The sequence below is a fragment of the Methanolobus sp. genome, assembly GCF_030682845.1.
Lineage (GTDB): Archaea > Halobacteriota > Methanosarcinia > Methanosarcinales > Methanosarcinaceae > Methanolobus.
The window spans coordinates 1-21,613 of the sequence record NZ_JAUXNK010000047.1; the positions used below are offsets into that span (position 1 = coordinate 1).

Annotated in this window: 22 protein-coding genes; 14 read left to right on the top strand and 8 right to left on the bottom strand. The window is 48.2% G+C overall.

Going from position 1 to position 21,613, the window contains the following annotated elements; all coding sequences use genetic code 11:
* The coding region (locus Q8J68_RS14955) for a helix-turn-helix domain-containing protein (protein WP_370867605.1) at window positions 1-117 on the bottom strand (117 nt) is incomplete at its 3' end.
* Between the two features lie 303 nt (window positions 118-420).
* On the opposite strand from Q8J68_RS14955, the gene hisH reads away from it, so the two are divergent.
* Entirely contained in the window at window positions 421-1,029 is a 609-nt protein-coding gene (hisH, locus tag Q8J68_RS05280; protein ID WP_305310492.1) for an imidazole glycerol phosphate synthase subunit HisH, read from the top strand.
* A 21-nt stretch (window positions 1,030-1,050) separates the two neighbouring features.
* Window positions 1,051-2,373, top strand: a complete 1,323-nt coding sequence (locus Q8J68_RS05285) for an AIR synthase-related protein (protein WP_305310493.1) — start codon at window positions 1,051-1,053, stop codon at window positions 2,371-2,373.
* A 1-nt stretch (window position 2,374) separates the two neighbouring features.
* Here the strand turns inward: Q8J68_RS05285 and Q8J68_RS05290 are convergent, their stop codons facing one another.
* The gene (locus tag Q8J68_RS05290; RefSeq protein ID WP_305310494.1) at window positions 2,375-3,697 is read right to left on the bottom strand and encodes a nodulation protein NfeD; all 1,323 of its coding nucleotides are present in this window, start codon (window positions 3,695-3,697) and stop codon (window positions 2,375-2,377) included.
* A gap of 9 nt (window positions 3,698-3,706) precedes the next feature.
* Window positions 3,707-4,471: a slipin family protein gene (locus Q8J68_RS05295; RefSeq protein WP_305310495.1), complete on the bottom strand. Its 765-nt coding sequence runs from the start codon at window positions 4,469-4,471 to the stop codon at window positions 3,707-3,709.
* 367 nt (window positions 4,472-4,838) lie between these two features.
* Here Q8J68_RS05295 and Q8J68_RS05300 point away from each other — a divergent pair, with 367 nt between their 5' ends.
* Window positions 4,839-6,962: a DHH family phosphoesterase gene (locus Q8J68_RS05300; RefSeq protein WP_305310496.1), complete on the top strand. Its 2,124-nt coding sequence runs from the start codon at window positions 4,839-4,841 to the stop codon at window positions 6,960-6,962.
* A gap of 46 nt (window positions 6,963-7,008) precedes the next feature.
* On the opposite strand, the gene Q8J68_RS05305 is transcribed toward Q8J68_RS05300, so the two are convergent.
* Window positions 7,009-7,620 (bottom strand): orotate phosphoribosyltransferase-like protein, encoded by a 612-nt coding sequence (locus Q8J68_RS05305; protein ID WP_305310497.1) that lies wholly within the window; start codon window positions 7,618-7,620, stop codon window positions 7,009-7,011.
* Between the two features lie 54 nt (window positions 7,621-7,674).
* Window positions 7,675-8,151, bottom strand: coding sequence for an NOB1 family endonuclease (locus Q8J68_RS05310; protein ID WP_305310498.1), 477 nt, complete (start codon window positions 8,149-8,151; stop codon window positions 7,675-7,677).
* A gap of 113 nt (window positions 8,152-8,264) precedes the next feature.
* On the opposite strand from Q8J68_RS05310, the gene Q8J68_RS05315 reads away from it, so the two are divergent.
* Window positions 8,265-8,996: an ATPase domain-containing protein gene (locus Q8J68_RS05315; RefSeq protein ID WP_305310499.1), complete on the top strand. Its 732-nt coding sequence runs from the start codon at window positions 8,265-8,267 to the stop codon at window positions 8,994-8,996.
* A gap of 31 nt (window positions 8,997-9,027) precedes the next feature.
* Window positions 9,028-9,825 (top strand): NAD+ synthase, encoded by a 798-nt coding sequence (locus Q8J68_RS05320; protein WP_305310511.1) that lies wholly within the window; start codon window positions 9,028-9,030, stop codon window positions 9,823-9,825.
* Here Q8J68_RS05320 and Q8J68_RS05325 read toward each other — a convergent pair whose 3' ends face one another.
* Window positions 9,826-11,130, bottom strand: a complete 1,305-nt coding sequence (locus tag Q8J68_RS05325) for a tRNA(Ile)(2)-agmatinylcytidine synthase (RefSeq protein ID WP_305310500.1) — start codon at window positions 11,128-11,130, stop codon at window positions 9,826-9,828.
* 136 nt (window positions 11,131-11,266) lie between these two features.
* On the opposite strand from Q8J68_RS05325, the gene Q8J68_RS05330 reads away from it, so the two are divergent.
* The 9 genes from Q8J68_RS05330 (at window position 11,267) to cofE (ending at window position 19,975) form a co-directional block, all read left to right on the top strand.
* The gene (locus Q8J68_RS05330) at window positions 11,267-12,250 is read left to right on the top strand and encodes a transcriptional regulator (protein ID WP_305310501.1); all 984 of its coding nucleotides are present in this window, start codon (window positions 11,267-11,269) and stop codon (window positions 12,248-12,250) included.
* 27 nt (window positions 12,251-12,277) lie between these two features.
* Window positions 12,278-12,886, top strand: a complete 609-nt coding sequence (purN, locus tag Q8J68_RS05335) for a phosphoribosylglycinamide formyltransferase (RefSeq protein ID WP_305310502.1) — start codon at window positions 12,278-12,280, stop codon at window positions 12,884-12,886.
* Between the two features lie 46 nt (window positions 12,887-12,932).
* Entirely contained in the window at window positions 12,933-14,168 is a 1,236-nt protein-coding gene (gene glyA / locus Q8J68_RS05340; protein WP_305310503.1) for a serine hydroxymethyltransferase, read from the top strand.
* A gap of 38 nt (window positions 14,169-14,206) precedes the next feature.
* The gene (locus Q8J68_RS05345; protein ID WP_305310504.1) at window positions 14,207-15,067 is read left to right on the top strand and encodes a bifunctional methylenetetrahydrofolate dehydrogenase/methenyltetrahydrofolate cyclohydrolase; all 861 of its coding nucleotides are present in this window, start codon (window positions 14,207-14,209) and stop codon (window positions 15,065-15,067) included.
* 80 nt (window positions 15,068-15,147) lie between these two features.
* Window positions 15,148-16,383, top strand: a complete 1,236-nt coding sequence (folP, locus tag Q8J68_RS05350; RefSeq protein ID WP_305310505.1) for a dihydropteroate synthase — start codon at window positions 15,148-15,150, stop codon at window positions 16,381-16,383.
* Window positions 16,380-16,991: a methylenetetrahydrofolate reductase C-terminal domain-containing protein gene (locus Q8J68_RS05355; RefSeq protein WP_305310506.1), complete on the top strand. Its 612-nt coding sequence runs from the start codon at window positions 16,380-16,382 to the stop codon at window positions 16,989-16,991. Before folP ends, Q8J68_RS05355 begins: the two co-directional genes overlap by 4 nt.
* A 78-nt stretch (window positions 16,992-17,069) precedes the next feature.
* Complete coding sequence (locus Q8J68_RS05360) at window positions 17,070-17,951, top strand: methylenetetrahydrofolate reductase (RefSeq protein ID WP_305310507.1); 882 nt, start codon at window positions 17,070-17,072, stop codon at window positions 17,949-17,951.
* The gene (thiC, locus tag Q8J68_RS05365) at window positions 17,951-19,198 is read left to right on the top strand and encodes a phosphomethylpyrimidine synthase ThiC (RefSeq protein ID WP_305310508.1); all 1,248 of its coding nucleotides are present in this window, start codon (window positions 17,951-17,953) and stop codon (window positions 19,196-19,198) included. Before Q8J68_RS05360 ends, thiC begins: the two co-directional genes overlap by 1 nt.
* A complete protein-coding gene (gene cofE, locus Q8J68_RS05370) occupies window positions 19,199-19,975 on the top strand; it encodes a coenzyme F420-0:L-glutamate ligase (protein WP_305310509.1) in 777 nt (258 codons plus the stop codon). It abuts the gene before it with no gap.
* Between the two features lie 79 nt (window positions 19,976-20,054).
* Here the strand turns inward: cofE and Q8J68_RS05375 are convergent, their stop codons facing one another.
* Complete coding sequence (locus Q8J68_RS05375) at window positions 20,055-20,333, bottom strand: restriction endonuclease (RefSeq protein WP_370867606.1); 279 nt, start codon at window positions 20,331-20,333, stop codon at window positions 20,055-20,057.
* A gap of 47 nt (window positions 20,334-20,380) precedes the next feature.
* Window positions 20,381-21,535 (bottom strand): ISH3 family transposase, encoded by a 1,155-nt coding sequence (locus tag Q8J68_RS05380; RefSeq protein ID WP_305310510.1) that lies wholly within the window; start codon window positions 21,533-21,535, stop codon window positions 20,381-20,383.
* Window positions 21,536-21,613: the final 78 nt, after the last annotated feature.

Below are 21,613 nucleotides of genomic sequence, written 5' to 3' on the forward strand. Positions count from 1 at the left end.
ATAGATAAAACGAACACAGCCAAAGGTCTTGTTGATCTGGATAATCTGTTCATCATCTGGATAGATCTCGTAAGTGTATCCATAAAGATTATCAGCATTCTTTGGCTTGCGTACCATAAAAAGATCCTTCTTTTTTGTTTGTAAGTGTATGCTTTTTTTATTGATATTGTTTACTGGAGTAATGCCTTCGCAGGGACGATGCTAATCTCCGTCTGAAGACGGGGGAATGCGCATCGTAACTTTCTTCAATAGCCGAATCATTACTAAACAATTTTCTGGCTGTTTTCAAAAAATACCACCGACATACAAGAAAATAACTTCATATATAAATTATGCGATTTGTTCCTGATTTTATATAAAGAGTCCTTGATAATAAATAATCGTCACATTCATGTACCAAAACCCTGCTTTAAATCACACATGAAAAAGATAGTTATCATCGATTACGGCCTCGGTAATCTCAGGAGCGTCCGCAAGGGCCTGGAACATGCCGGTGCCGATGTACTGATATCCAGTGACCCCTCGGAGATACTGGGTGCCGATGGTGTCATCCTGCCGGGGGTTGGTGCCTTCAGGGATGCGATGAAGAACATCCAGGGACTGCTTGGCACCATTAACAGCTACGTCGGTTCAGGCAAGCCCATGCTTGGCATCTGCCTGGGACAGCAGATCCTCATGAGCCGGTCCGAGGAAGGCGGGCACACAGAGGGACTTGGCCTGATAAAGGGCAGTGTCCTGAGATTTCCTCACAGCGATCTGAAAGTACCCCACATGGGATGGAATTCCATCGGTATGACCCGGCAGCATCCTTTCTTTGAAGGCATACCTGATAACACGTATGTGTACTTTGTGCACTCCTATTATGTGGATACGGCAGGAAGTAATGCGCTTGCAGTGTGCGAATATGGCACAAAGTTCGCAGCATCCGTTGTCAACAATGCGGGCAATGTCATAGGCACGCAGTTCCACCCCGAGAAGAGCGGGGATACAGGCCTGAGAATGCTCAGGAATTTCGTCAATATGTGTTAGAATTGTTAGAACGAGGCTTACATGGATATCGAAGGCTACGCAAAAAGAGGTCTCAAAGACAGTGACCCCGACCTTGAGGATAAGCTCACATCCAGGATACTGGAAGTGAAAAAGACAACACCGGAACATGCCCGCAAACTTGCAAGAGCTGCCATTGTGGAAGCGAAGGCTACCCTGCATGTCAGCGGCGATGCGCTGGAACCCACCGTATCCGGCGTGACAATGGGAGAGTTCGGGGTCGGCTCAAGAGGTATCGGTGATTTCTACACCCACGAAAAGATAGCTGAGGTAATCGGCAAGACCAGCGCCGTAGTGGACACAACCCATCTTGACGATTCAGGCGTTGTCAGATCAAAAGACCCTGGTGAGTATGTCATAGTCACAATAGACGGCATACATTCCAGGCTTAGTGATTTCCCATTCCTTGCAGGTTTCCACGTGGCCCGTGCGGCCTTGAGGGATGTTTATGTCATGGGCGCCCGCCCGGTGGCAATGCTTTCGGACATCCATGTTGCAGATGACGGCGACGTCGCAAAGATCTTCGACCACATAGCAGGCATAACTGCCGTTGCTGAGCTCTCAGGCATACCGCTCATCACAGGCAGCACCCTTCGGATAGGAGGGGACATGGTAATAGGGGAGCGCATGACAGGTGGTGTAGGCGCTGTTGGAGTGTCATCTGACCTCACTGCCAGGCAGCAGACCTGTGTAGGAGATGTCATCCTCATGACCGAGGGAGCGGGTGGTGGCACAATATCCACAGCAGCACTCTACTATGATATGCACGAGGTCGTTGACGAAACTATCAATATCAAGTTCCTGGAAGCATGTGAGAAGATACTTGATTCCGGCCTTGTCAGGCATATCCACGCCATGACAGACGTGACCAACGGAGGGATACGCGGGGACGCAAAGGAAATATCAAGGACAGCCGGAGTAAAGCTTGTGTTCGATGAAAAAGAGATGCGCAAACTCGTGAACCCTGTAGTCCTCCGGATGCTGGAATCCCTCGAGATAGATTATCTTGGGGTATCACTGGATGCTTTGCTCATCATTGCCCCGGCGGAAGTGGCTGAGGATATCATGAGAACTGTAAGGTCTGCAGGTGTTGAAATAAGCATCATCGGAAAAGTAGAGGAAGGCAGCGGCGCCATGATCATGGTCGACGGTGAGTTGAGGGACTTCACCCCGCGATTCAGGGAATCCGCATACACGCCCATCAAGAAAATGATAGGTGAAGAGCAGCCCCGCAATTTTGAGGAAATGCAAACGGCAATTGACAGGGCCGCGCTTGAGGCCATCGGAAAGAAAAAGAGAATAATAGAGAAGGTGAGGAGCAGGTAATCTACTGATTACCGGCCTCTCTCAACTTTTCCACTACCAGCACCACATTGTCCTTTTCCAGTATTACGACTTTTTCACCTTTGTCCAGGGGCTCTGCAGAACGTGCTTTCCAGTATTCTCCCCTGTGTATGACATAACCGGTCTGGTCGGGGGATATAGGCTTGTGGACTATTGCAGTATCTCCTATGATCTCTCCGAACTGAGGCCTGCGTTTCCTCACCTCAATGACCTTGTACATGGCAAATAGCAGGAACAGCCCCACAATGATAGTGGGGGTCACTACCGAGGCGATAATGGTCCTCTGGAACTCGGCGGGCGAATAATTGCGCGGGAAATCAGTGGGTGCAAGCAGCACACTCCCGGCCACTATGCATATCATCCCCGCTATGCCGAACACACCCACACCCGGCGACTGCACTTCCAGGGCCAGCAGGGCTATGCCCACCAGTATAAGGAAAATGGCGCCTATGTTCACATCAAAGCCTGTGCCAATGAGTCCCAGCACGATGGCGACCACGCCGAAAACTTCAGCACCAAAACCAGGATTTGAGATCCCGAGGATCACAGCATACACTCCCAGCAACAGGAGCAGCGAGGAGATAATTGGATTTGAGATGATGTTCATGAAAGCCAGCCGGAGGGGAGCTTCGTAGTAAACTGTTCCTGCACCTGCTGTTTCAAGTGTCCTTCCTTTTATCTCCAGTCCGTCGACCTGTTCAAGCAGGTTCTCTATAGATGGGGCAACATACTCTATCACACCGTACTCAAGAGCTAGCTCAGAATTAAGATTAAGGTTCTCAGTTATGAACTCCCGGGCCGCGGTCTCGTTCCTGCCATGCATCCTGGCATTCTCGGTCGCTCTTTCGACAAGGGCGTTCACTATCTTGGAATCTGTGACTGGCTCTGAGCCACTGGGTGTCAAGCTGACCGGCTGGGCAGAACCAATGACAGTAAAAGGGGCCATCGCAGCAACATCGGTACTGATCAGTATGATTGTCCCTGCCGACCAGGCCTGCGTACCTTCAGGATACACATACCCTATCACAGGTATGTTTGTCTGTGGTATCATCTCCGTGATCCTGAGCGTTTCATCCAGCCCGCCACCAGGGGTGTTGAGGGTTATAATGAGTGCCTCATAGCCCTCATCCTCTGCTATGGCTATGGCGTCTGCCACTATGTCATCAGTTACAGGAGTAATAGCGCCCGATATTTCAACCACAAGCACGTTCCGGTTCTGCTGGGCTCCGGCGGCAGAGGACAACAGGATAGTGGTCAGTGTCAGAAAAAGAAGAAGGCTTATAAAAAGCCTGTTTTGAAAATTCATATTGTTACCTTATCTGGGTTTGTTCTGGAGAGCCTTGGACATGGCCGCGATCTCTCCCATCTCGATGGAGTTGGCAACAACTATCATGTTCCGCTCCCTGGCGATCTCTGCCAGTGTCTGCAGTTCCCTGAGCTTGATGGTTACAGGGACCTCCTCATACAGCTTTGCAGCCTCCATCATCTTCTGAGCCGCAATGAACTCACCGTCTGCAAGGATTATACGGGCACGTTTCTCACGTTCTGCCTCTGCCTGCTTTGCAATTGCACGCAGCATTGTATCGTCAATGCTGACATCCCTGAGGGTCACGCCTGTTACCTTGATACCCCAGGGGTCCGTGGAAATGTCAAGTGATTCCTGTATGTTCAGGTTGATCTCGTCCCTCTTGGACAGCACATCGTCAAGGTCGATCTGGCCTATGACATCACGAAGTGTTGTCTGTGAAAGGGTAGAGGTCGCATACTTGTAGTTCTCAACTTCGTTGACAGCCCTTGAAGGGTCGACAACCTTGTAATACACAACTGCATCAACTGCAACGGTAACATTGTCCCTGGTAATGACGGCCTGTTTAGGGACATCTATGGTAACCACACGCAAGTCCACTTTTACCACCGTATCGATGACGGGGATTATGAGGAAAAGACCCGGACCTTTTACGCCGCTTAGTCTTCCAAGACGGAAAATAACAACACGTTCGTATTCCTTGACGATCTGTATCGCTTTGGAAAGGATGAAAATTGCAACTACTGCTGCTATGATTACAATTTGTTCTACCATTTTATTGAAACTCCAAGGAGATTAAAAAAGGTTATACAATACTAAAAAGAACCCTTGCATTAAAAAGACATCGCTTCCATTTACAAGGACTCAGAGGAACTAATAGGAGACGGGCCTGAAGCCTTGTCTGAGGGGGATGTACACGAAAGCATTACTGCCAGTTGTTATTATAATAATAACCTTCAGACCCGATAAACAATAATCTCACTTATCGCTTATTAATGTGATTGATTTTGCCGTTAACAATTTCAAACAGTTGGAAAGAAAAACGCCATCAGATAACTTAGAACATAGTGAAAAGTATATAAGTAAGTGAGCCATCAGGCAAAGACATAAATCAGATATGTGCCTTTTAAGGTTTGATACAATGAGCGAAAAATGTCAGGAGTGCGGCGGAAAGGGACACAAGGTCGTCGACTCAAAGAAATGCCCCGACTGTAAAGGGGTAGGTAAGTCCAGATCGGTCGATTTGATGAAGCTTTCAGAGAAAGATATGGATAGTTTCCTCAAGAACGGTTCCAGCTGCATGAAGTGCAAAGGCACCGGAGAGATAGAGATTACAGAGCAATGTATTGCATGTTCTGGAAGAGGTGCTTTTTACAAGTGCAGGATATGCGGAGTGGCAACCGAAGGGTTGTACAACGGCGAAGAGGTCTGCCCGTCGTGTGCTAAAAAGCAGATCGTGTATAAACTCGATGATTCCTGCAATATCGAAGAGCTGGAAGTTGGAAAGCTTTACCACGCTGTTGTCAGGAACATAGCGGATTTCGGGGTCTTCGTAGACATGAACTCCAACATGAGAGGACTCATCCACTCCAGCAACATGAAGGAAGAGCTTAAAGTCGGTGAGGATGTAATTGTAGCTGTCAAGGAAATAAAGCCAAGGGGAAAAATGGACCTTGTGCCACGTAAGCTTAAAGAGTACCAGACCGTGGACCTTGAAAAGGACCTCCCCACAAAGCTTGCGTCAGAGCTCCAGAAGCTTGTCGGGACGAGTGTAAGGGTAGAGGGGGAGATCATACAGGTCAAACAGACCGCAGGTCCGACCATATTCACCATTGCCGACGAGACCGGACAGATATCCGCAGCAGCGTTTGAGAGCGCAGGTGAGAGGGCATATCCCCATATCACTTCGGACATGATAGTGTCCGCCACCGGCGATATCACCGCCCGCGGGGACAGTGTGCAACTGGAGATAAAGAGCCTCAAGAAACAGGGCGGTCCAAAAGAGGCAGAGATACGTAAACGTATCGAGGCTGCCCTTGACAGAAGGGCGGAGCCGCATGATATCCAGTTCATGGTAGAGAGCGAGATACTTGAGAAACTAAGGCCCTCCATGCGTAAAGTCGCAAAAGAGATACGCAAAGCTATAATCACTTCCACACCTATATTATTGCGCCACCATGCTGATGCTGACGGAATGACCGCAGCCCTGGCAATTGAAAAGGCCATAGTTCCCCTGATAAAGGAAGTGAACGGACAGGATGGCGAATATTACTTCTACAAGAGGGCGCCTTCAAAGGCACCGTTCTATGAGATGGCCGATGTTGTGCGCGATATCAGCTTCGCGCTAGAGGATGCGGCGCGCCACGGGCAGAAGATGCCCCTTGTTGTCAGTGTTGATAACGGCTCTTCGATAGAGAATATACCTGCAATGAGGCAGGCCAGTGTGTATGGCATCAGGATGATAGTTGTTGACCATCACCACCCGGACAAGGAAGTTGATGAGTTCCTGATAGCGCACGTCAATCCTGCACATGTGGGCGGGGACTTCGGCATAACAGCCGGGATGCTCTGCACTGAAGTGGCACGTATGATCAACAAGGATGTGGAGAACGACATAAGACATCTGCCTGCAGTTGCTGCTGTCGGTGACCGCTCTGAAGCGCCGGAGGCAAAGGTGTACATCCAGATGGTATCCGATAAGTACAGCCTGCAGGATCTGAAGGATATGGCCCTTGCACTTGACTTTGAAGCCTACTGGCTAAAATTCAATAATGGTAAAGGCATAATTGACGATATTCTCAATTTTGGAGACGAAAAGATACACAGGAACCTGGTGAAGGTGCTCTGCGAGCAGGCTAACGAAATGATAAATGAGCAGATAGATGTATGCATGTCCCATGTCAAAACGCAGACACTCCCCAACGGAGCGTTACTTAACGTCCTTGATGTGGAGAACTATGCACACACATTCACCTTCCCGCCACCGGGAAAGACATCCGGGGAAGTGCACGACCAGCTGTGCCGCAAGTTTGAAGGAAAGCCACTCATTACCCTGGGTTTCGGGCCGGACTTTGCGGTTATAAGGTCAAAGGGAGTCAAGATGAACATCCCGCGCATGGTCAGGGAGCTTCATGAGGAAGTAAAGGGTGGCGGTGTGAACGGAGGAGGACACCTTGTGGTCGGCAGCATCAAGTTCGTAGAAGGGATGCGCACCGAGGTGCTTTCAAAGCTGGCTGAGAAAATAGGCGCTGTAGAAGTAGAATAATACTTCTACGCAGCCAAATTATTTTTTGGACTTTTTCTGTCCCTGATCAGTCTACACGCACAATGCGTACAAGGGAGCTTACAGGTACTTCCGAGATAGTCTCGGAGCCGCTTTTATCCACAAGCACTGCAATAGCTATGGGCTTTGCACCGGCGCTGCGAAGATGGGCCACAACATCACTTACCGTGCTTCCGCTGGTAATGACATCATCCACTATCACACATCTCTTGCCTTTGATACTTGCAAAGTTCCTGCTGAAGGCACCCCTTACCTGCGTATCCTCGCTCTGCTCGTTGTAAGAATGGTAGACGGAAAGCTCCACTCCGAGCTCTTCAGCCATGAGGCTTGCCAGGGGAACACCACTTAAGCCAATGCCTACGATGACATCTGCCTCCGCATCTGCATGCTCCAACGTCTCGATGACCATATCACAGAGGGCTATGCCTATGTGGCGGAGCCTGAAAGCACTCTTGCCGATGCCGCTCCAGTTAACAGAGATATCCTTGGGAGCAGGAGATGCTTCCTCCTTCTTGGAACGTGTTAAAAGCCAGGTCACTGTATCCCTGGAAACATTAAGTTCGTCTGCTATCTGCCTTGTAACAAGCCCGTTAGCCTGTAACTCCACAGCCTTCTGGATCAATTTATCAATATTCTTCATATGAACCCCGCTATTCTGGATAGATTCGTTTCTTCCTTATGTATGTAAGACATGTTATATTTTTCTTTTACGCTTCTTGTTGAGCTGAGAACCACACACGGGGCAAATATTTCCGGTGGGAAAGCGCCTACGACATCCAAAACACTCTTTTTCCCACTCAAGCACGTCCCGTATCTTTTTCTGCACCACAGGCATTACCCTGATGCCAAGCACGCTGGCTGTGTTCTGTACAGCATAATCATCAGTCAGGAGGACAGCATCCTTACCATACTCGAGGGCTTTTGCAAGTATGTCTATATCCGTTGCAGACAACTCTTCAGAGTCTCTGGTGCTTCCTGCAGCCTCAATTACCCGCTGCTTGAGGACATAATCAACAGACTCTACCCTTGCACCATTCTCCTGCGCCAGCTCGAACCTCATGGAAGCCTCATGGCTCCTGAGTTCTTTCACAACAGAGCTCACAGTTACAATTGTTGAGGGGTCGATGTCCTTTCCCATTATAAAGACTGCCGAATCAGCGATATAGATCATTGGTCAGTATAGAGATTCTGCACTGTTTAACTCTTTGGGTGTTCAGGAAAGAAGCTCTATGCAAGAGGTATAGATAAATATCATAAAATAAATATAATATACCTATGACGAATTTGAACAGATTATCCAGCGGAATACCACTCCTTGATAAAAAGTTGCAGGGCGGCTATCCTGAAGGGGAAGCATTGCTCATAACAGGTGAACCCGGCACAGGCAAGACCATATTTGGGATACAGTTTCTTCACAGCGCATGTCTCAACGGTAAGAAATGCGTAATGCTGGCAACAGAAGAAACACCTGAGAAAATATTGGTCCATGCGAAAATACTGGGATTTGATCTTGCGCCATATATTGTGAACAAACAACTCTCAATAATGCATTTACTGGAAATGAGGGCTGCAGATTCAGGGGTCAGCATCGGGGAAAACCATCCCTTGCCTATAAATATAGATGACCTCAATAACTTTTCACACCTTATAGCCGACGATATTGAAATTGTGGTCATTGACAATATGGGCACCTGTTCTATTGGAATGGAACTCAGAACTTTCAGGGACAAGCTGGAAACACTTTTATACCTGCTATCGAAGCAAAAAAGAACATCCATTATAATAATGGATGATACGGCGCATGAATACACACACAGGGTTGCAGAATATTCCACTTACGGAACAATAAGACTGAAGGTCAAGGAAAATCCCTATACAGGAAAGATGGAACGTTTCATGTACGTCCCAAAGATGAGAGGGACTAGGATATCACTGGACCTCATAAATTATGATATAAGTGATGAAGGCATTGCCCTGCTGGCATTTCATGGTAAAAAAGATAAACCTAACTGCTGATAATCCCTTACAAACATCCGGTACTGATAATATGGACATCAATAAATCTAAAGATATCATCGTCAGGTTCATCAGGGAAAAGGTGCGGGAAGCAGGATGCAAGGGAGCGGTTGTGGGGATCAGCGGGGGCATTGACTCTGCGCTGACAGCATATCTTTGCGTCGAAGCATTGGGAAAGGAGAATGTGCTGGGAATTCATCTTCCGGAAGTCAACCTCACACCCCCCGAAGATGTCCTTGATGCCACTGAAGTGGCCGATCGTCTCGGAATAGAGTTCAGGACCATAGATATATCCGGCCCCCTGACAGCTTTCATGATGGCAGTGCCGGATAGCGGACCGGACTTCCGTCATGCTAACGGCAACCTCAAGGCCAGGATACGTATGTCAGTACTATACTATTATGCCAATACAATGCAAAGAATGGTAGTCGGTACAGGTAACAAGACAGAGCTTCTGCTGGGATATTTCACAAAATATGGAGACGGCGGCGTAGATCTTGAGCCAATCGGGGACCTGTACAAGACAGAAGTAAGAGAGATGTCAGGCCTTTTAGGAGTGCCGCGCGGGATTGTTGATAAATCACCGTCAGCAGGCTTGTGGGCAGGACAGACCGATGAGAACGAGCTTGGCATCACCTACGAAATTGTAGACAGGTTCCTGGCAATGCTCCTGGAAGGAGAAAAGCCGCAGGTAGCCCAGAATACGCTCGGTATGACCCCCCAGCAAAGGGATTCGGTGCTTGCACGCGTCCATGCGAACATCCACAAAAGAAAAGCTCCCCCAATGCCGGAAATGGATGCGCTGAGGAAGGCCTATATCACAGTATGATCACCTGCCAGGAAAAACAGGAACCTCTGAGTCCTTGAACCTTATCAGGGGTTTGGCAAGATGCCTCCTGGCACAGGGAGGAACTTCATAGAATCCTGCCCCCAGATCCCTTTTCACCTGCACTGATTCTATCTCGAGAGATTCAGTCGCACATTTCCTGCACCTATAACCCTGACCGGTGCCTGCGGATTTCATTCTTTTTCCACACGACGGGCAAAGAGGGTTCTTTTTTTCAACAACTTGTGCAAGGAACAAGATTTGAAGTTTCTCGATGTTCAGGGTGTTTTCCATAACACTGCCGCACACAATGACCCGATCTCCGGGGACAAGCCTGCGGACGACTTCCCTGAAGTTCTTAGTGGGCTCAAAGGCTGCGCAATCTATTGTTTTCCCTGCATCGTCCTTTAGTAAGAAAATGGAATGCCCACCCCTGATCGTATGCGATGCAGCTGCAACTGTCCCTTCCAGCATATAAGAATGCATGTCCAGAATATCGTCCACACCCTTTGTGTGCAGGAGATGCATATCTGTTCCCTGATTGGTCATGTAAACACATGAACGCTCGATCTCCTCAGAGCGGACCATTGCTACGGCTGCTTCTACGGCGGATCTTGTGTTCCCCCTGATTCCGTACAGCACCGGGTCCGGGGATCTTGGTACGCATACGACCAGTTCGTTGAACCTGTCAACCGAATCCCATGTTCCAGGATATGTTTTCAGGTCAGCCTCAAAGAGCGAATCACTATCCACAAAGCGTTTTGTGCCGCATGCCTCAGTCTTCCTGTAAGTAAGGAATTCGTAGGTATGTTCCCATTCCTGATCAAGCATCGCGCCGCAGGCTGCAAGCGCACCGATAAGGCCGCGCCCGTTCTTGAAGGCCCGGAATGTCAATCCCAGGCTTTCCGCAAGTGAGCTCGCCTCGTCTATGGATATGACATCCCTTACAGCGCGCAGGAAGAACTCCGCCAGCAAAGGTTTAGCTTTTCCGAAGTCCTCTTCCATTATGAATACCACACCAGGATTGGTATTCTCACATTCCATCCTGGCAAGGGAGGAAATCCTTGAGACAACATGCCCGATAAGCTTTCCAGGGTCATTGCAATTGAAACACATTGCTACTGAAGCGTTTCCCCTGGTCTTGTATGGAATTGTAGGGTTCAGGCGGATAAGCAAGGGATCACCTACAGGATTGCAAAAATCAGAGAGCTCATCTATCAGCAGGGCTCCGAGATAAGTTGTGCACATGCCGTCCCTGGAATCAGTATCATCTATTCCGATGATAATTCTTTTGCAGTTTTTATCCATCGAACCGATAACCCATACTCGTGCCTATAATTAAACTATTCCGCATGTCGTACTTCATAATATCCCTTTAATAATCTCCCTGCATTTCCGGGTGAAGATATATTTATATAGACATGCAAACAAAGGCTAATCTGTAATGACAAAAGAGATTCTAATACATCAGATTGTCGATGTATTGAGGCAGGCAGGTTTTATTGTTTCAAAACGCTGCAACATCCGGCCCCGAAGTTTTGATCTCGCCGCCAGGAACGCTGAAACTCTCCTTTTCTGCAAGGTACTGTTTAATATTGACGGACTTAATGAAGAAACGGCAAGGGAAATGAGAGGACTGGCCCATTGCCTTGGCGGATCTGCACTGCTAATAGGAGCAAAGACAAGAGACCAGTTGCTTGAGGACAATGTTGTTTACATGCGTTATGACATACCTGCAATCAATGTTCAGACCCTTTACGACTATTTTATTGAGAACGTACCTCCACTGGTCTCAGCATCTCCCGGAGGGCTTTATGTCTCCATTGATGGTGACGTGCTGAAGGAAGCCCGCCAGCGTACATCCATGTCACTTGGATCCCTGGCATCCCAGCTTGGTGTTTCACGCAGGACGATAAGTAAATATGAAGATGGCGGGATGGACGCTTCCATCGACATAGTCCTCCAGCTTGAAGAGCTGCTCGATGTGGCCCTGGCCAGATCCATAGACCTGCTGCAATGCTTTGAGAAACACAAGGGAATAAGTGCCTCTTCGGAAGCGGAACCCGAAACAAAAATAGAAAAGCAAACCCCAGATGAGGGAATACTGGACATGCTGCATGCCCTTGGATACCAGGTTATGTCAACGGCCCAGGCGCCCTTTAAAGCGATCTCAAAGGACACTTCAGATATCCTGCTCACTGGAATCAGCAGCTACAGTAGCGCAATGATCAAGCGTGCAGACCTTATGAGCAGTATTTCATGTGTCACCATGACAAAGTCAGTGTTCATCATCAACGGGGAAACAAAGTCACAGAACGTTGAGAACACCGTCCTTATCGAGAAGAGGGAACTTGATAAATTATCAGGAAGCGAGGAACTCGCGGAGCTGATAGATGAAAGGACAAAACGGCATATTCCAAAACCCTAATATACAGAAATCCCTTTAAGAGTAGCAATGACTACGAATATCGCAGTACTTGTTTCCGGAAGGGGCTCAAATCTGCAATCTATTATCGATAGTATCGAGAGCCAAAATATCCGGGACGCAAAGATATCCGTGGTCATCAGCGATGTCAAAAATGCGTTTGCCCTTGAGCGTGCCTGCAGGCACGGAATCGATGCCATATTCATAGACCCCCGCTCTTTTGTGGATAAGAAAGCATACGAACAGGAAGTGCTCAAAATCCTGGGCCAGTATGATATCGGACTGATACTCCTTGCAGGTTACATGCGGATAGTTGGCAGGGAGGTCATTGAGGCCTACCGCAATAAGATCATTAATATACACCCGGCACTGCTCCCATCTTTCAAAGGGTTGCATGCCCAAAAGCAGGCTTTTGATTACGGTGTCAGAATATCCGGATGTACCGTGCATTTTGTGGATGAAGGCATGGATACAGGACCAATAATAATCCAGAAATGTGTGCCTGTCCTGGAAGGAGATACACCGGACACTCTTGCAGCGCGTATCCTTGAACAGGAACATCAGATATTTCCTGAGGCCGTGAAACTTTTCGTTGAGGGTAAACTTAAAGTGGAAGGCAGGGTTGTAATACGCACATAATCACATCCATACCTACTATTATTACACTAGTCTAACGGTTGATAACATGTCACATATCTCGGAAGTTGACCCAGAGATCGCTGAAGCCCTCAGGCTTGAAGCGAACCGCCAGGATTACAAGCTGAACCTTATTGCCTCGGAGAACTATGCAAGCCGTGCAGTCATGGAGGCACAGGGCTCCGTGATGACGAACAAGTATGCAGAGGGCTACTCAGGCAAGCGCTACTACGGCGGGTGCGACTATGTCGATATAGCTGAAGACCTTGCAATCCAGAGGGCAAAGAAGATATTCGGCGCTGAGCACGTTAATGTCCAGCCTCATTCAGGTTCCGGTGCCAACATGGCAGTATATTTCTCGGTACTGAAAGTAGGCGACGCCATCATGTCAATGGACCTTTCACACGGCGGTCACCTTTCACATGGCAGCCCTGTGAATTTTGCAGGCCAGCTATACAAGATAGTACCATACGGAGTGGACAAGGAAACCGAAGCACTTGACTACGACGCCCTTATGGCAATGGCAAAGGCCAGCAAACCCAGGATGATAGTTTGCGGCGCCTCGGCATATTCAAGGACTATCGACTTTAAGGCATTCAGGGAAATAGCAGATGAGGTGGACGCATACCTGCTTGCGGATATCGCCCATATCGCAGGTCTTGTAGCAGCAGGAGCACACCCCAGCCCGGTAACCTACTGTGATTTCGTGACCACCACCACCCACAAGACCCTCAGGGGGCCCAGGGGCGGTATGGTAATGTGCCGTGAGGAATACGCAAAGGAAGTCGCCAAGGCAGTGTTCCCCGGACTGCAGGGCGGACCCCTTATGCACATTATTGCTGCAAAGGCAGTGGCATTCAAGGAAGCTATGAGCGAGCAGTTCAAGAAGGACCAGTTCCAGACCGTCAGCAATGCAAGGACACTTTCCGATGAACTTCAGACGAGCGGCTTTGACATAGTGTCAGAAGGTACTGACAACCACGTTATGCTCATCAACCTTAACAAGTTCAATGTCACTGGAAAGGAAGTGGAAGCAGGCATGAGCAAGGCAGGTATCATCCTTAACAAGAACACCATTCCCTTTGAGACCAGAAGCCCCTTCATCACAAGCGGTATAAGGATAGGCACTCCGGCAACCACCACCAGAGGCATGCAGGAAAAGGAAATGAAAGAGATTGCCGGCTATATCAAGACTGTCATCGACAACCTTGGTAACGAGACTGTGCTCAACAGCGTCAATTCCGATGTGGAGCAACTCTGCAGCAGTTTCCCGATATACAAGTAAAAGCATTGCTCCGGAAGGCATGAAACAGGGTGTCCACAATGGCTCAAGAGAACTATGATTCCAGAAGGATTGACGGCAAAAGCCTGGCAGGCAAAGTGGAAGCGCAGGTAAGGCAGGGAGTCGGGCAGCTCAAAAAAGAGAAGAATGTGATTCCAGGCCTTGCAACCATACTTGTGGGGGAGGATCCGGCCTCAAAGATGTATGTCCGCCTGAAGCATAAGGCCTGTGAAAGGATTGGGATACATGCAGAGGATCATAACCTGCCTGAATCCACAACTCAGGAAGAGCTTATAGAGGTAATCAGGGAACTGAACTCCAGAAAGGATATCCATGGCATACTGTTACAGCTCCCCCTTCCGGGACACCTTGATGCAAAGGCTGCTATGAGGGCTATTGACCCCGACAAGGATGCAGATGGTTTCCATCCATACAACATGGGAAAGCTTCTCATAGGCGAGGAGGGACTTGTACCCTGCACACCTAAAGGAGTAATCAGGGCACTAGAAGAGTACAATGTCCAGATCCAGGGAAAACACGCTGTGATCGTAGGACACAGCAATGTCGTGGGAAAGCCCATGGCTGCAATGCTCATCAATCGCAATGCAACGGTCTCTGTCTGCCATGTCTTCACAGACAACCTGAAAAAGTACACACTTGATGCTGATATTCTTGTTGTCGGCACAGGCGTGAAACACCTCATAAAGGAAGATATGATCAAGGAAGGCGCGGTCATCTTCGATGTGGGCATCACCGAGGAGAATGGCAAGATCTACGGGGACGTTGATTTTGACAATGTGATCCGGAAGGCCTCCCTCATCACCCCGGTTCCCGGTGGTGTGGGGCCCATGACAATAGCCATACTCATGGAGCATGTGCTTAGGGCAGCAATGAATGCCTGATACGCACTCTTATATACTTTTATATTTTAGTAGCCAATGTCCTTTTATCCAGTGATGAATTGATCCTGCCAGGTTGAACTATGGTTGTTGATGTTGATATATGCGGCTTGAAAATTGGTGACGAGCACCCTATCAGATTGATGGGTGTTATCAACCTGAGCAAGGAGTCGTTCTATAAGGGCTCTGTGGTAAGTATTGATTCTCTTTTGGATGTTGCCCGGAAAATGGTAGATGACGGCGCAACGATAATAGATATAGGGGCCCGCTCAACATGGCCTCTTGCAAAACCCCTTGTCAGTAAAGAGGAGGAACTGCAGCGCATGTTACCTGCACTGGACATGCTGAAGGATAACGTAGATGTGCTCATCTCCGTGGACACTGTTTACTCTGATGTTGCGGAAGGCTCCCTGAAGCATGGTGCTGATATTGTTAACGATGTGTCGGGATTCACCACCGACCTGCGTATGATGGATGTAGTGGCAGACCACTCCTGTCCCGCTGTTGTAATGGCATCAAATGAACTCCCCGGGGACCCGATAGGCATGGATGCCATCATGGGATCTTTTGCATCCATCATTGACAGGGCCGATTCAAAGGGAATAGATACGAACAAGCTCATACTCGACCCTGCCATTGGGAAGTGGATCCCTGAAAAAGACCCCATTTATGATTTTGAGACCATCGACCAGTTCGAGAGCCTGAAGGTTTTCGGGAAACCACTGCTTGCGGCTATATCCAGGAAATCCTGCATCGATGCGGTGCTGCACAAACCCGCAAGTGAGAGGCTCTATGGAAGCCTTGCAGCTACGGCTATAGTCGTACACAAGGGAGCCCACATCATAAGGACCCATGATGTCGCGCAAACCAGGGATGTTGTCGAGGTTGCAAGGGCGATGAGAAGCAGACAATCCGTTGTCCAGTCAGGCAATTTTGAGATATCCATCATAGACATAACTCATCCTGATGACGCTGAGTATCTTATGAAGGGCATTGGTGTCACTGGAACCGGTGCGAAGGTGATGAAGAATAAAACAGTGAGCAAAGTTATACGTGTCAGCAATATCACCACCACCGAGGCCCTGATCATCAAGCAGGAGATGCTGGCCAGAGGAGGGGATGCTGCCCTTGAGCGTGATGCCGTATCCCATGAGACCGAAAAGACGGACGTACTGATCATAGGTACACTCCTGCAGTTCGAGAAATTGCTCCGCAAGCTCTCATACCAGGCACGCAGCCTTCCGCTCATTGCAGAGATGATGGCAAAAGCCCTAGAACAGGACATGGACGTGGAATACCGCTACCAGAGGGAACTATGATAATCTCATCTGCAAAGCCTTTTGAAGAAATACTGGAACTGCTTAAAGAAGAGGACGATATCTTTATCCTGGGCTGCAATGCATGTGCCGCAAAACTGCATGTCGGCGGCGAGCCCGAGGTCATTATAATGCAGCAGCGTCTTGAGGAAGCTGGAAAGCGTGTGGCGGGATGGGGGGTCCCAAGCGCCGCCTGCAGCGTGGCATCCTTTGATTCACTCATTGAAAAGAGCCCTGCACTGAAGGAAGCGAAGGTGATTCTTGTCATGGCCTGCGGAAGCGGAGTTTCCACAGTATCCAGAGTTGCAGAAGTGCCGGTCTACCCTTCTAACAACACGAATTCCCTTGGAGGACGCTCGCAGGGAGAGGTGATCCCGGAACTCTGTGCCATGTGCGGGAATTGTACAGTATATTATTTCGGTGGCATCTGTCCCAGGGGACAGTGTCCCAAGCAGCTCATCAACGGACCCTGCGGCGGGTCGAAGGATGGGAAATGTGAAGTAGACCAGGATAAGGACTGCGTGTGGGAACTGATCTACCTGAGGCTTGAGAGAATTGGCAGGCTGGATTTGCTGGATATTATATGGGATCCTGATGGCATACCAGATTAGGGTCTCCTGTTTCAGGCAAAGTATACTATCCTGTAAATTGCGATGCTTTTAAAAACCAGACTCACATATAGTCCCACGATGCCCAGGACCTTCAAAGAAAAACTCTTATCTGACGATTTTCTTGTTACAGCTGAGATCACTCCCCCGAAAGGAACAGACCTGAGCGAAGCTCTTGGAGATGCGGAGATACTCAGGGGGCTGGCGGATGCACTCAATGTTACCGACAACCAGCGGGCAGTTATGAGAATGAGCCCTCTTGCGGTCAGTAAGGCACTGCTGGACAACGGGCATGAGGTCATTATGCAGCTGACATGCAGGGACCGAAACCGGCTGGCGCTCCAGTCGGATGTGCTTGCAGCTTATTCACTGGGAGTAAGGAACATATCTGTAATGTCAGGGGATCATACCACCAAAGGAGACCATCCCCGAGCCAGGCCTGTCTTTGATATTGATTCCGTACAGCTTCTGGGAGCGATCCGGAAAATGAAAGAAGGCTTCGATCTCTCAGGTAACGAGATAGGTGGCCTGCCTGACCTGACAGTGGGAGCAGTATCCAACACCGACCTGTCCAAACCCATGCAGCTGCTCAAGCTCAGGAAAAAGATAAAGATGGGTGCAGAATTCATACAAACACAGGCTGTGTATGATACCGGGCAGTTTCAGACATTTATGGAACATATAGTTGACATGGATGTTCCTGTGATTGCCGGGGTGATCCCCCTCAAGTCAGCAAAAATGGCAAGATCCATGAACGAGAACATACCCGGGATCAAGGTGCCACCGGAGATGATCGACAGCATGGAGAATGCAAAAGATCCGGCATGGGAAGGGCTTTCAATATGTGCACAGACCATAAGGGAGCTTAAAGGGCTTTGCCGGGGCGTCCATGTGATGCCCATCGGCAGCCATAGTAGGACGCCTGAATTACTAGAGATGGCAGGGATCAGGAAGGAAAAATAATGTCAAAAACGCAGGTAGATCATGCAAAGAATGGGGTCCTGACCCCTGAGATGCGATATGTTGCAAAGACCGAAGGCCTTGATGAGCAACTTGTAATGGAAAGGGTCGCCCATGGCAGCCTTGTGATAATGACCAGGAAAGGATGTCCGCCGGTTGCTATAGGCAAGGGAGCATCCACAAAGATCAATGTGAACCTGGGGACTTCTTCTGCTTCTATTGACCCTGATTCCGAGCTTGAGAAAGTTATGGTTGCCGGGAAGTACGGCGCAGACACTATCACAGACCTGTCCATGGGTGGTGACATCACCGGAATTAGGAGAATGGTATTTGAGAACACGCACCTTCCTGTCACAACGGTGCCCATATACCAGACCATTGTGGAATGCGGGATGGAGGGCGCAAGAATTGATGATATCCTCTCTTATATCAGGAAGCATGTGAAAGAGGGCGTCAGCTCCATTCTGCTGCATTGCGTTGACAGGGATATGCTTGAACGTCTGAAGGGCTCCGGCAGGGTCATGGGTATGGTGTCCAAGGGCGGATCCTTTACCAGCACCTTCATGCTGCTGAATAATTGCGAGAATCCTTTTATAGAGCACTTTGAGGAGGTCGCGGAGATACTCAGGAAAAACGATGTTGTGCTTTCCCTTGGGAATACCATGAGGAGCGGCTGCATCCATGACCTGCAGGATGAGGCACAGGTAATGGAAGCCAGAAGGAACGCCGACCTTGCAAAAAGAGCGAACGAAATGGGTGTGCAGGTAATCATCAACGGTATGGGCGGACATATACCGGCCTCGGCTATACCTGCAAGTGTAAGGTTCTACAAGGAAATGGGAGACTACCCCCTTTTTGTAGCAGGCCCGCTACCAACTGATATCGCTGTGGGGTACGATCACATCGCAGGAGCAGTTGGAGCAAGTCTCGCAAGCGGGGCGGGGGCGGATTACCTATGCTACATCACTCCTGCAGAACATCTTTCACTTCCAAACCCGGAGCAGGTCAGAGAGGGACTTATCGCATTCAGGATCGCGGCGCACATCGGTGACTCCATGAAGTACGGACTTGATGACCGGGACCTGATGCTCGCAAGGAAGAGAGCGGATTTTGACTGGAAAGGACAGGCAGAACTTGCCCTGGACCCTGACCGCCCGGGACAGATGTGCCCGCAGGAAGGACCCTGTTCCATGTGCGGGGATTATTGCGCGATAAAGATAATGAAGGGCTACCTGTCAGGGGATGAGTGAATGCAGACCGCTTTTCCCTCTTTGAACATGTTTGGCATAAAAACCCCACTTATAAAGCAGGGAGACAATATTGCAGAAGTCATAGCAGATACCCTTGAGAAGCAGGGTCTCCAGTTACAGGATAATGATGTCCTTGTTATAGCTGAATCCCCTGTCGCCACTTCTGAACACCGGCTGGTTCTGCTTGACGAGGTAAAACCTTCAGAGAAGGCGTTTCAGCTTGCAGAGAAGTACCAGCTAGATCCCCGAGAGATGGAGCTCATCCTGCAGGAATGCGATGAGATATTCGGAGGGGTCCCCGGTGCAGCACTGACGATCACAAAAGGAACGCTCGCACCCAACGCAGGCATAGACAGCTCCAACGCGCCTGATGGTTATGTGGTGCTGCTTCCCAAGAACGCCCAGGAGAGCGCTGCGAGGATCCGCAGGTACATACAGGATCGTTGCAATTGCAAGATAGGAGTAATCATAGGCGACAGCCGTACCCAGCCCCTCAGGCTTGGCTGCGTGGGTATCGCCATCGGGACATCAGGTATCGTGCCAGTAGAGGATGCCAGAGGCACATTTGACCTTTTTGGAAAGGAATTGAAGATCACACGCAAAGCTGTTGCCGACAATCTGGTCTCTGCTGCCCAGCTGCTCATGGGAGAAGCAGGGGAGAGCGTACCTGCAGTATTAGTAAGAGGTGCACCTGTCCAGTTGAGTGAAGGTGATATGGAGATGCCTCTGTTCAGCAGGGATGAGTGCATGTATTACAGCAATATAAGGAAGGCATAACAGTGGAAATTTTTGAAGTCGCATGCGAAAGAGATAGATAGAAATTGTTATTTCGTGTTATATTAGTAACTGGTAGCACTTATACATCATCAAAATAATCTAAATCTAATTTCTTGATATCATAGGTCTTAAATGTCGAAACTCCAACATTGTATTCAATCATATACTCTGCCAAATCAGTCCCATCGATCAGTACGATGTTTCCGGTTTGTCGAGCATAATCCTTAGCTTCTTTTGAAAAATTAGAAGTACTGATGAATACTCCTTTTTTAGCTTGCTTCCCAATAAGAGCACCGGCAAATTTTTGGATTTCAGGCCTACTTACTGTGTTCTCCCATCTTTTAGCCTGAATATAAATTCAGTACTTCGCTAAATTTACTTCCTCCTTATCCCCACGCTATTGAATTACCTTAAACACTGCAATACCAATTGAATTCTTAACTTTCTCCTAAGCCATTCTTCAACAAACAGAATAAATCTAGCAAACCTGAACTTATCCTCATCAATAGTTAATGGACCTGGTTTTACTATTGTGAAATGCTTTTTCTGGAGGTAGAGCCATGCATTTCTGAGCAGGAACGATATTAAAGTAAAGAAGTATCTGAAGGTTACATCTTTTGTTGATGTCCTTGGTTTAACGATATTTCTCATCCTGTAAGATGATTCGATAGCAAACCGTCTTCTGTAGACATTACTGATCTTCCTTGGAGGCCAGTTAACTCCATAAGCAACAAAACCAAGGTTCTCACATCCGTATTTGCTTCTTTTACCTTTCAGATACTTAACATCAATTACAATATCCAGGTGAACTTCTTTCTTTTGAGCATTCTTCATTACATATTCAGCAGACCTTGCTTTTCTCCCGTCAAGTAGTTGCTTGATCTGTTTTCCCTTTCTTACTACTGGTGTAATGTGAGGGATCTCACTGTTCTGCAAGAACTTAAACACATCTACAGAGTAGAACTCTCGGTCCAAACAAAGCACCTTGATGTTGAAATTCAGTTTCCTGATAAGGTCTATGAAATAAGTGAGGTAATCAACCTTTGTTTTGTTCCTTTCAACAGGAAGAACTGCAAGAGTATATCTCTCGTTCTTGTTTATGATAGAAAGTGATACATATGAATAAAATGAGTTTGTTGATTTCTTGGCCTGACTACGTATCACATAGTCTTCATTGGACGAATCAATTGCCCCATAATAGGGATCATTTGTGAAATCGATAGCGAATTCATACTTTTTCTCTGGTTTTAGACTACTGAGAGAACCTTGAAGAAGAATACTCTCATTTACCTGGATAAGCTCTTCAAGACTTAGTTTTTTGAGATGATATCTTAAAGACGTCTCACAGGGAATCTCTTGATAGTGTTTTGATGAAGAATGAACTGAAATGTTATCAACTGCCATACATATGGCAGCATAAAATATCTCTTTAGAGCTAAGTGGACCATTTATCTTGATGTTGATATTATCTAGAAGTGGTTTAAGAACAGTATCAATACATTGTTTTGGCCTTAATTCAACCTTATCACAGGTCCTTGAATTGAATGGTAGAAATGACATAGGGCGGCGTTCCCGCCGCATATAAAGCTATCGGAAAGCATTATTCTGTGTCCTATTCAAAATTAGTGAAGTACTGAA

What these genes read in the sequence shown, in the direction of transcription:
- hisH (WP_305310492.1), top strand. Translation starts at nt 421, where the DNA reads ATGAAAAAGATAGTTATCATCGATTACGGCCTCGGTAATCTCAGGAGC.
- Q8J68_RS05285 (WP_305310493.1), top strand. Translation starts at nt 1,051, where the DNA reads ATGGATATCGAAGGCTACGCAAAAAGAGGTCTCAAAGACAGTGACCCC.
- Q8J68_RS05290 (WP_305310494.1), bottom strand. Translation starts at nt 3,697, where the DNA reads ATGAATTTTCAAAACAGGCTTTTTATAAGCCTTCTTCTTTTTCTGACA.
- Q8J68_RS05295 (WP_305310495.1), bottom strand. Translation starts at nt 4,471, where the DNA reads ATGGTAGAACAAATTGTAATCATAGCAGCAGTAGTTGCAATTTTCATC.
- Q8J68_RS05300 (WP_305310496.1), top strand. Translation starts at nt 4,839, where the DNA reads ATGAGCGAAAAATGTCAGGAGTGCGGCGGAAAGGGACACAAGGTCGTC.
- Q8J68_RS05305 (WP_305310497.1), bottom strand. Translation starts at nt 7,620, where the DNA reads ATGAAGAATATTGATAAATTGATCCAGAAGGCTGTGGAGTTACAGGCT.
- Q8J68_RS05310 (WP_305310498.1), bottom strand. Translation starts at nt 8,151, where the DNA reads ATGATCTATATCGCTGATTCGGCAGTCTTTATAATGGGAAAGGACATC.
- Q8J68_RS05320 (WP_305310511.1), top strand. Translation starts at nt 9,028, where the DNA reads ATGGACATCAATAAATCTAAAGATATCATCGTCAGGTTCATCAGGGAA.
- Q8J68_RS05325 (WP_305310500.1), bottom strand. Translation starts at nt 11,130, where the DNA reads ATGGATAAAAACTGCAAAAGAATTATCATCGGAATAGATGATACTGAT.
- Q8J68_RS05330 (WP_305310501.1), top strand. Translation starts at nt 11,267, where the DNA reads ATGACAAAAGAGATTCTAATACATCAGATTGTCGATGTATTGAGGCAG.
- purN (WP_305310502.1), top strand. Translation starts at nt 12,278, where the DNA reads ATGACTACGAATATCGCAGTACTTGTTTCCGGAAGGGGCTCAAATCTG.
- glyA (WP_305310503.1), top strand. Translation starts at nt 12,933, where the DNA reads ATGTCACATATCTCGGAAGTTGACCCAGAGATCGCTGAAGCCCTCAGG.
- Q8J68_RS05345 (WP_305310504.1), top strand. Translation starts at nt 14,207, where the DNA reads ATGGCTCAAGAGAACTATGATTCCAGAAGGATTGACGGCAAAAGCCTG.
- folP (WP_305310505.1), top strand. Translation starts at nt 15,148, where the DNA reads ATGGTTGTTGATGTTGATATATGCGGCTTGAAAATTGGTGACGAGCAC.
- Q8J68_RS05355 (WP_305310506.1), top strand. Translation starts at nt 16,380, where the DNA reads ATGATAATCTCATCTGCAAAGCCTTTTGAAGAAATACTGGAACTGCTT.
- Q8J68_RS05360 (WP_305310507.1), top strand. Translation starts at nt 17,070, where the DNA reads ATGCCCAGGACCTTCAAAGAAAAACTCTTATCTGACGATTTTCTTGTT.
- thiC (WP_305310508.1), top strand. Translation starts at nt 17,951, where the DNA reads ATGTCAAAAACGCAGGTAGATCATGCAAAGAATGGGGTCCTGACCCCT.
- cofE (WP_305310509.1), top strand. Translation starts at nt 19,199, where the DNA reads ATGCAGACCGCTTTTCCCTCTTTGAACATGTTTGGCATAAAAACCCCA.
- Q8J68_RS05380 (WP_305310510.1), bottom strand. Translation starts at nt 21,535, where the DNA reads ATGTCATTTCTACCATTCAATTCAAGGACCTGTGATAAGGTTGAATTA.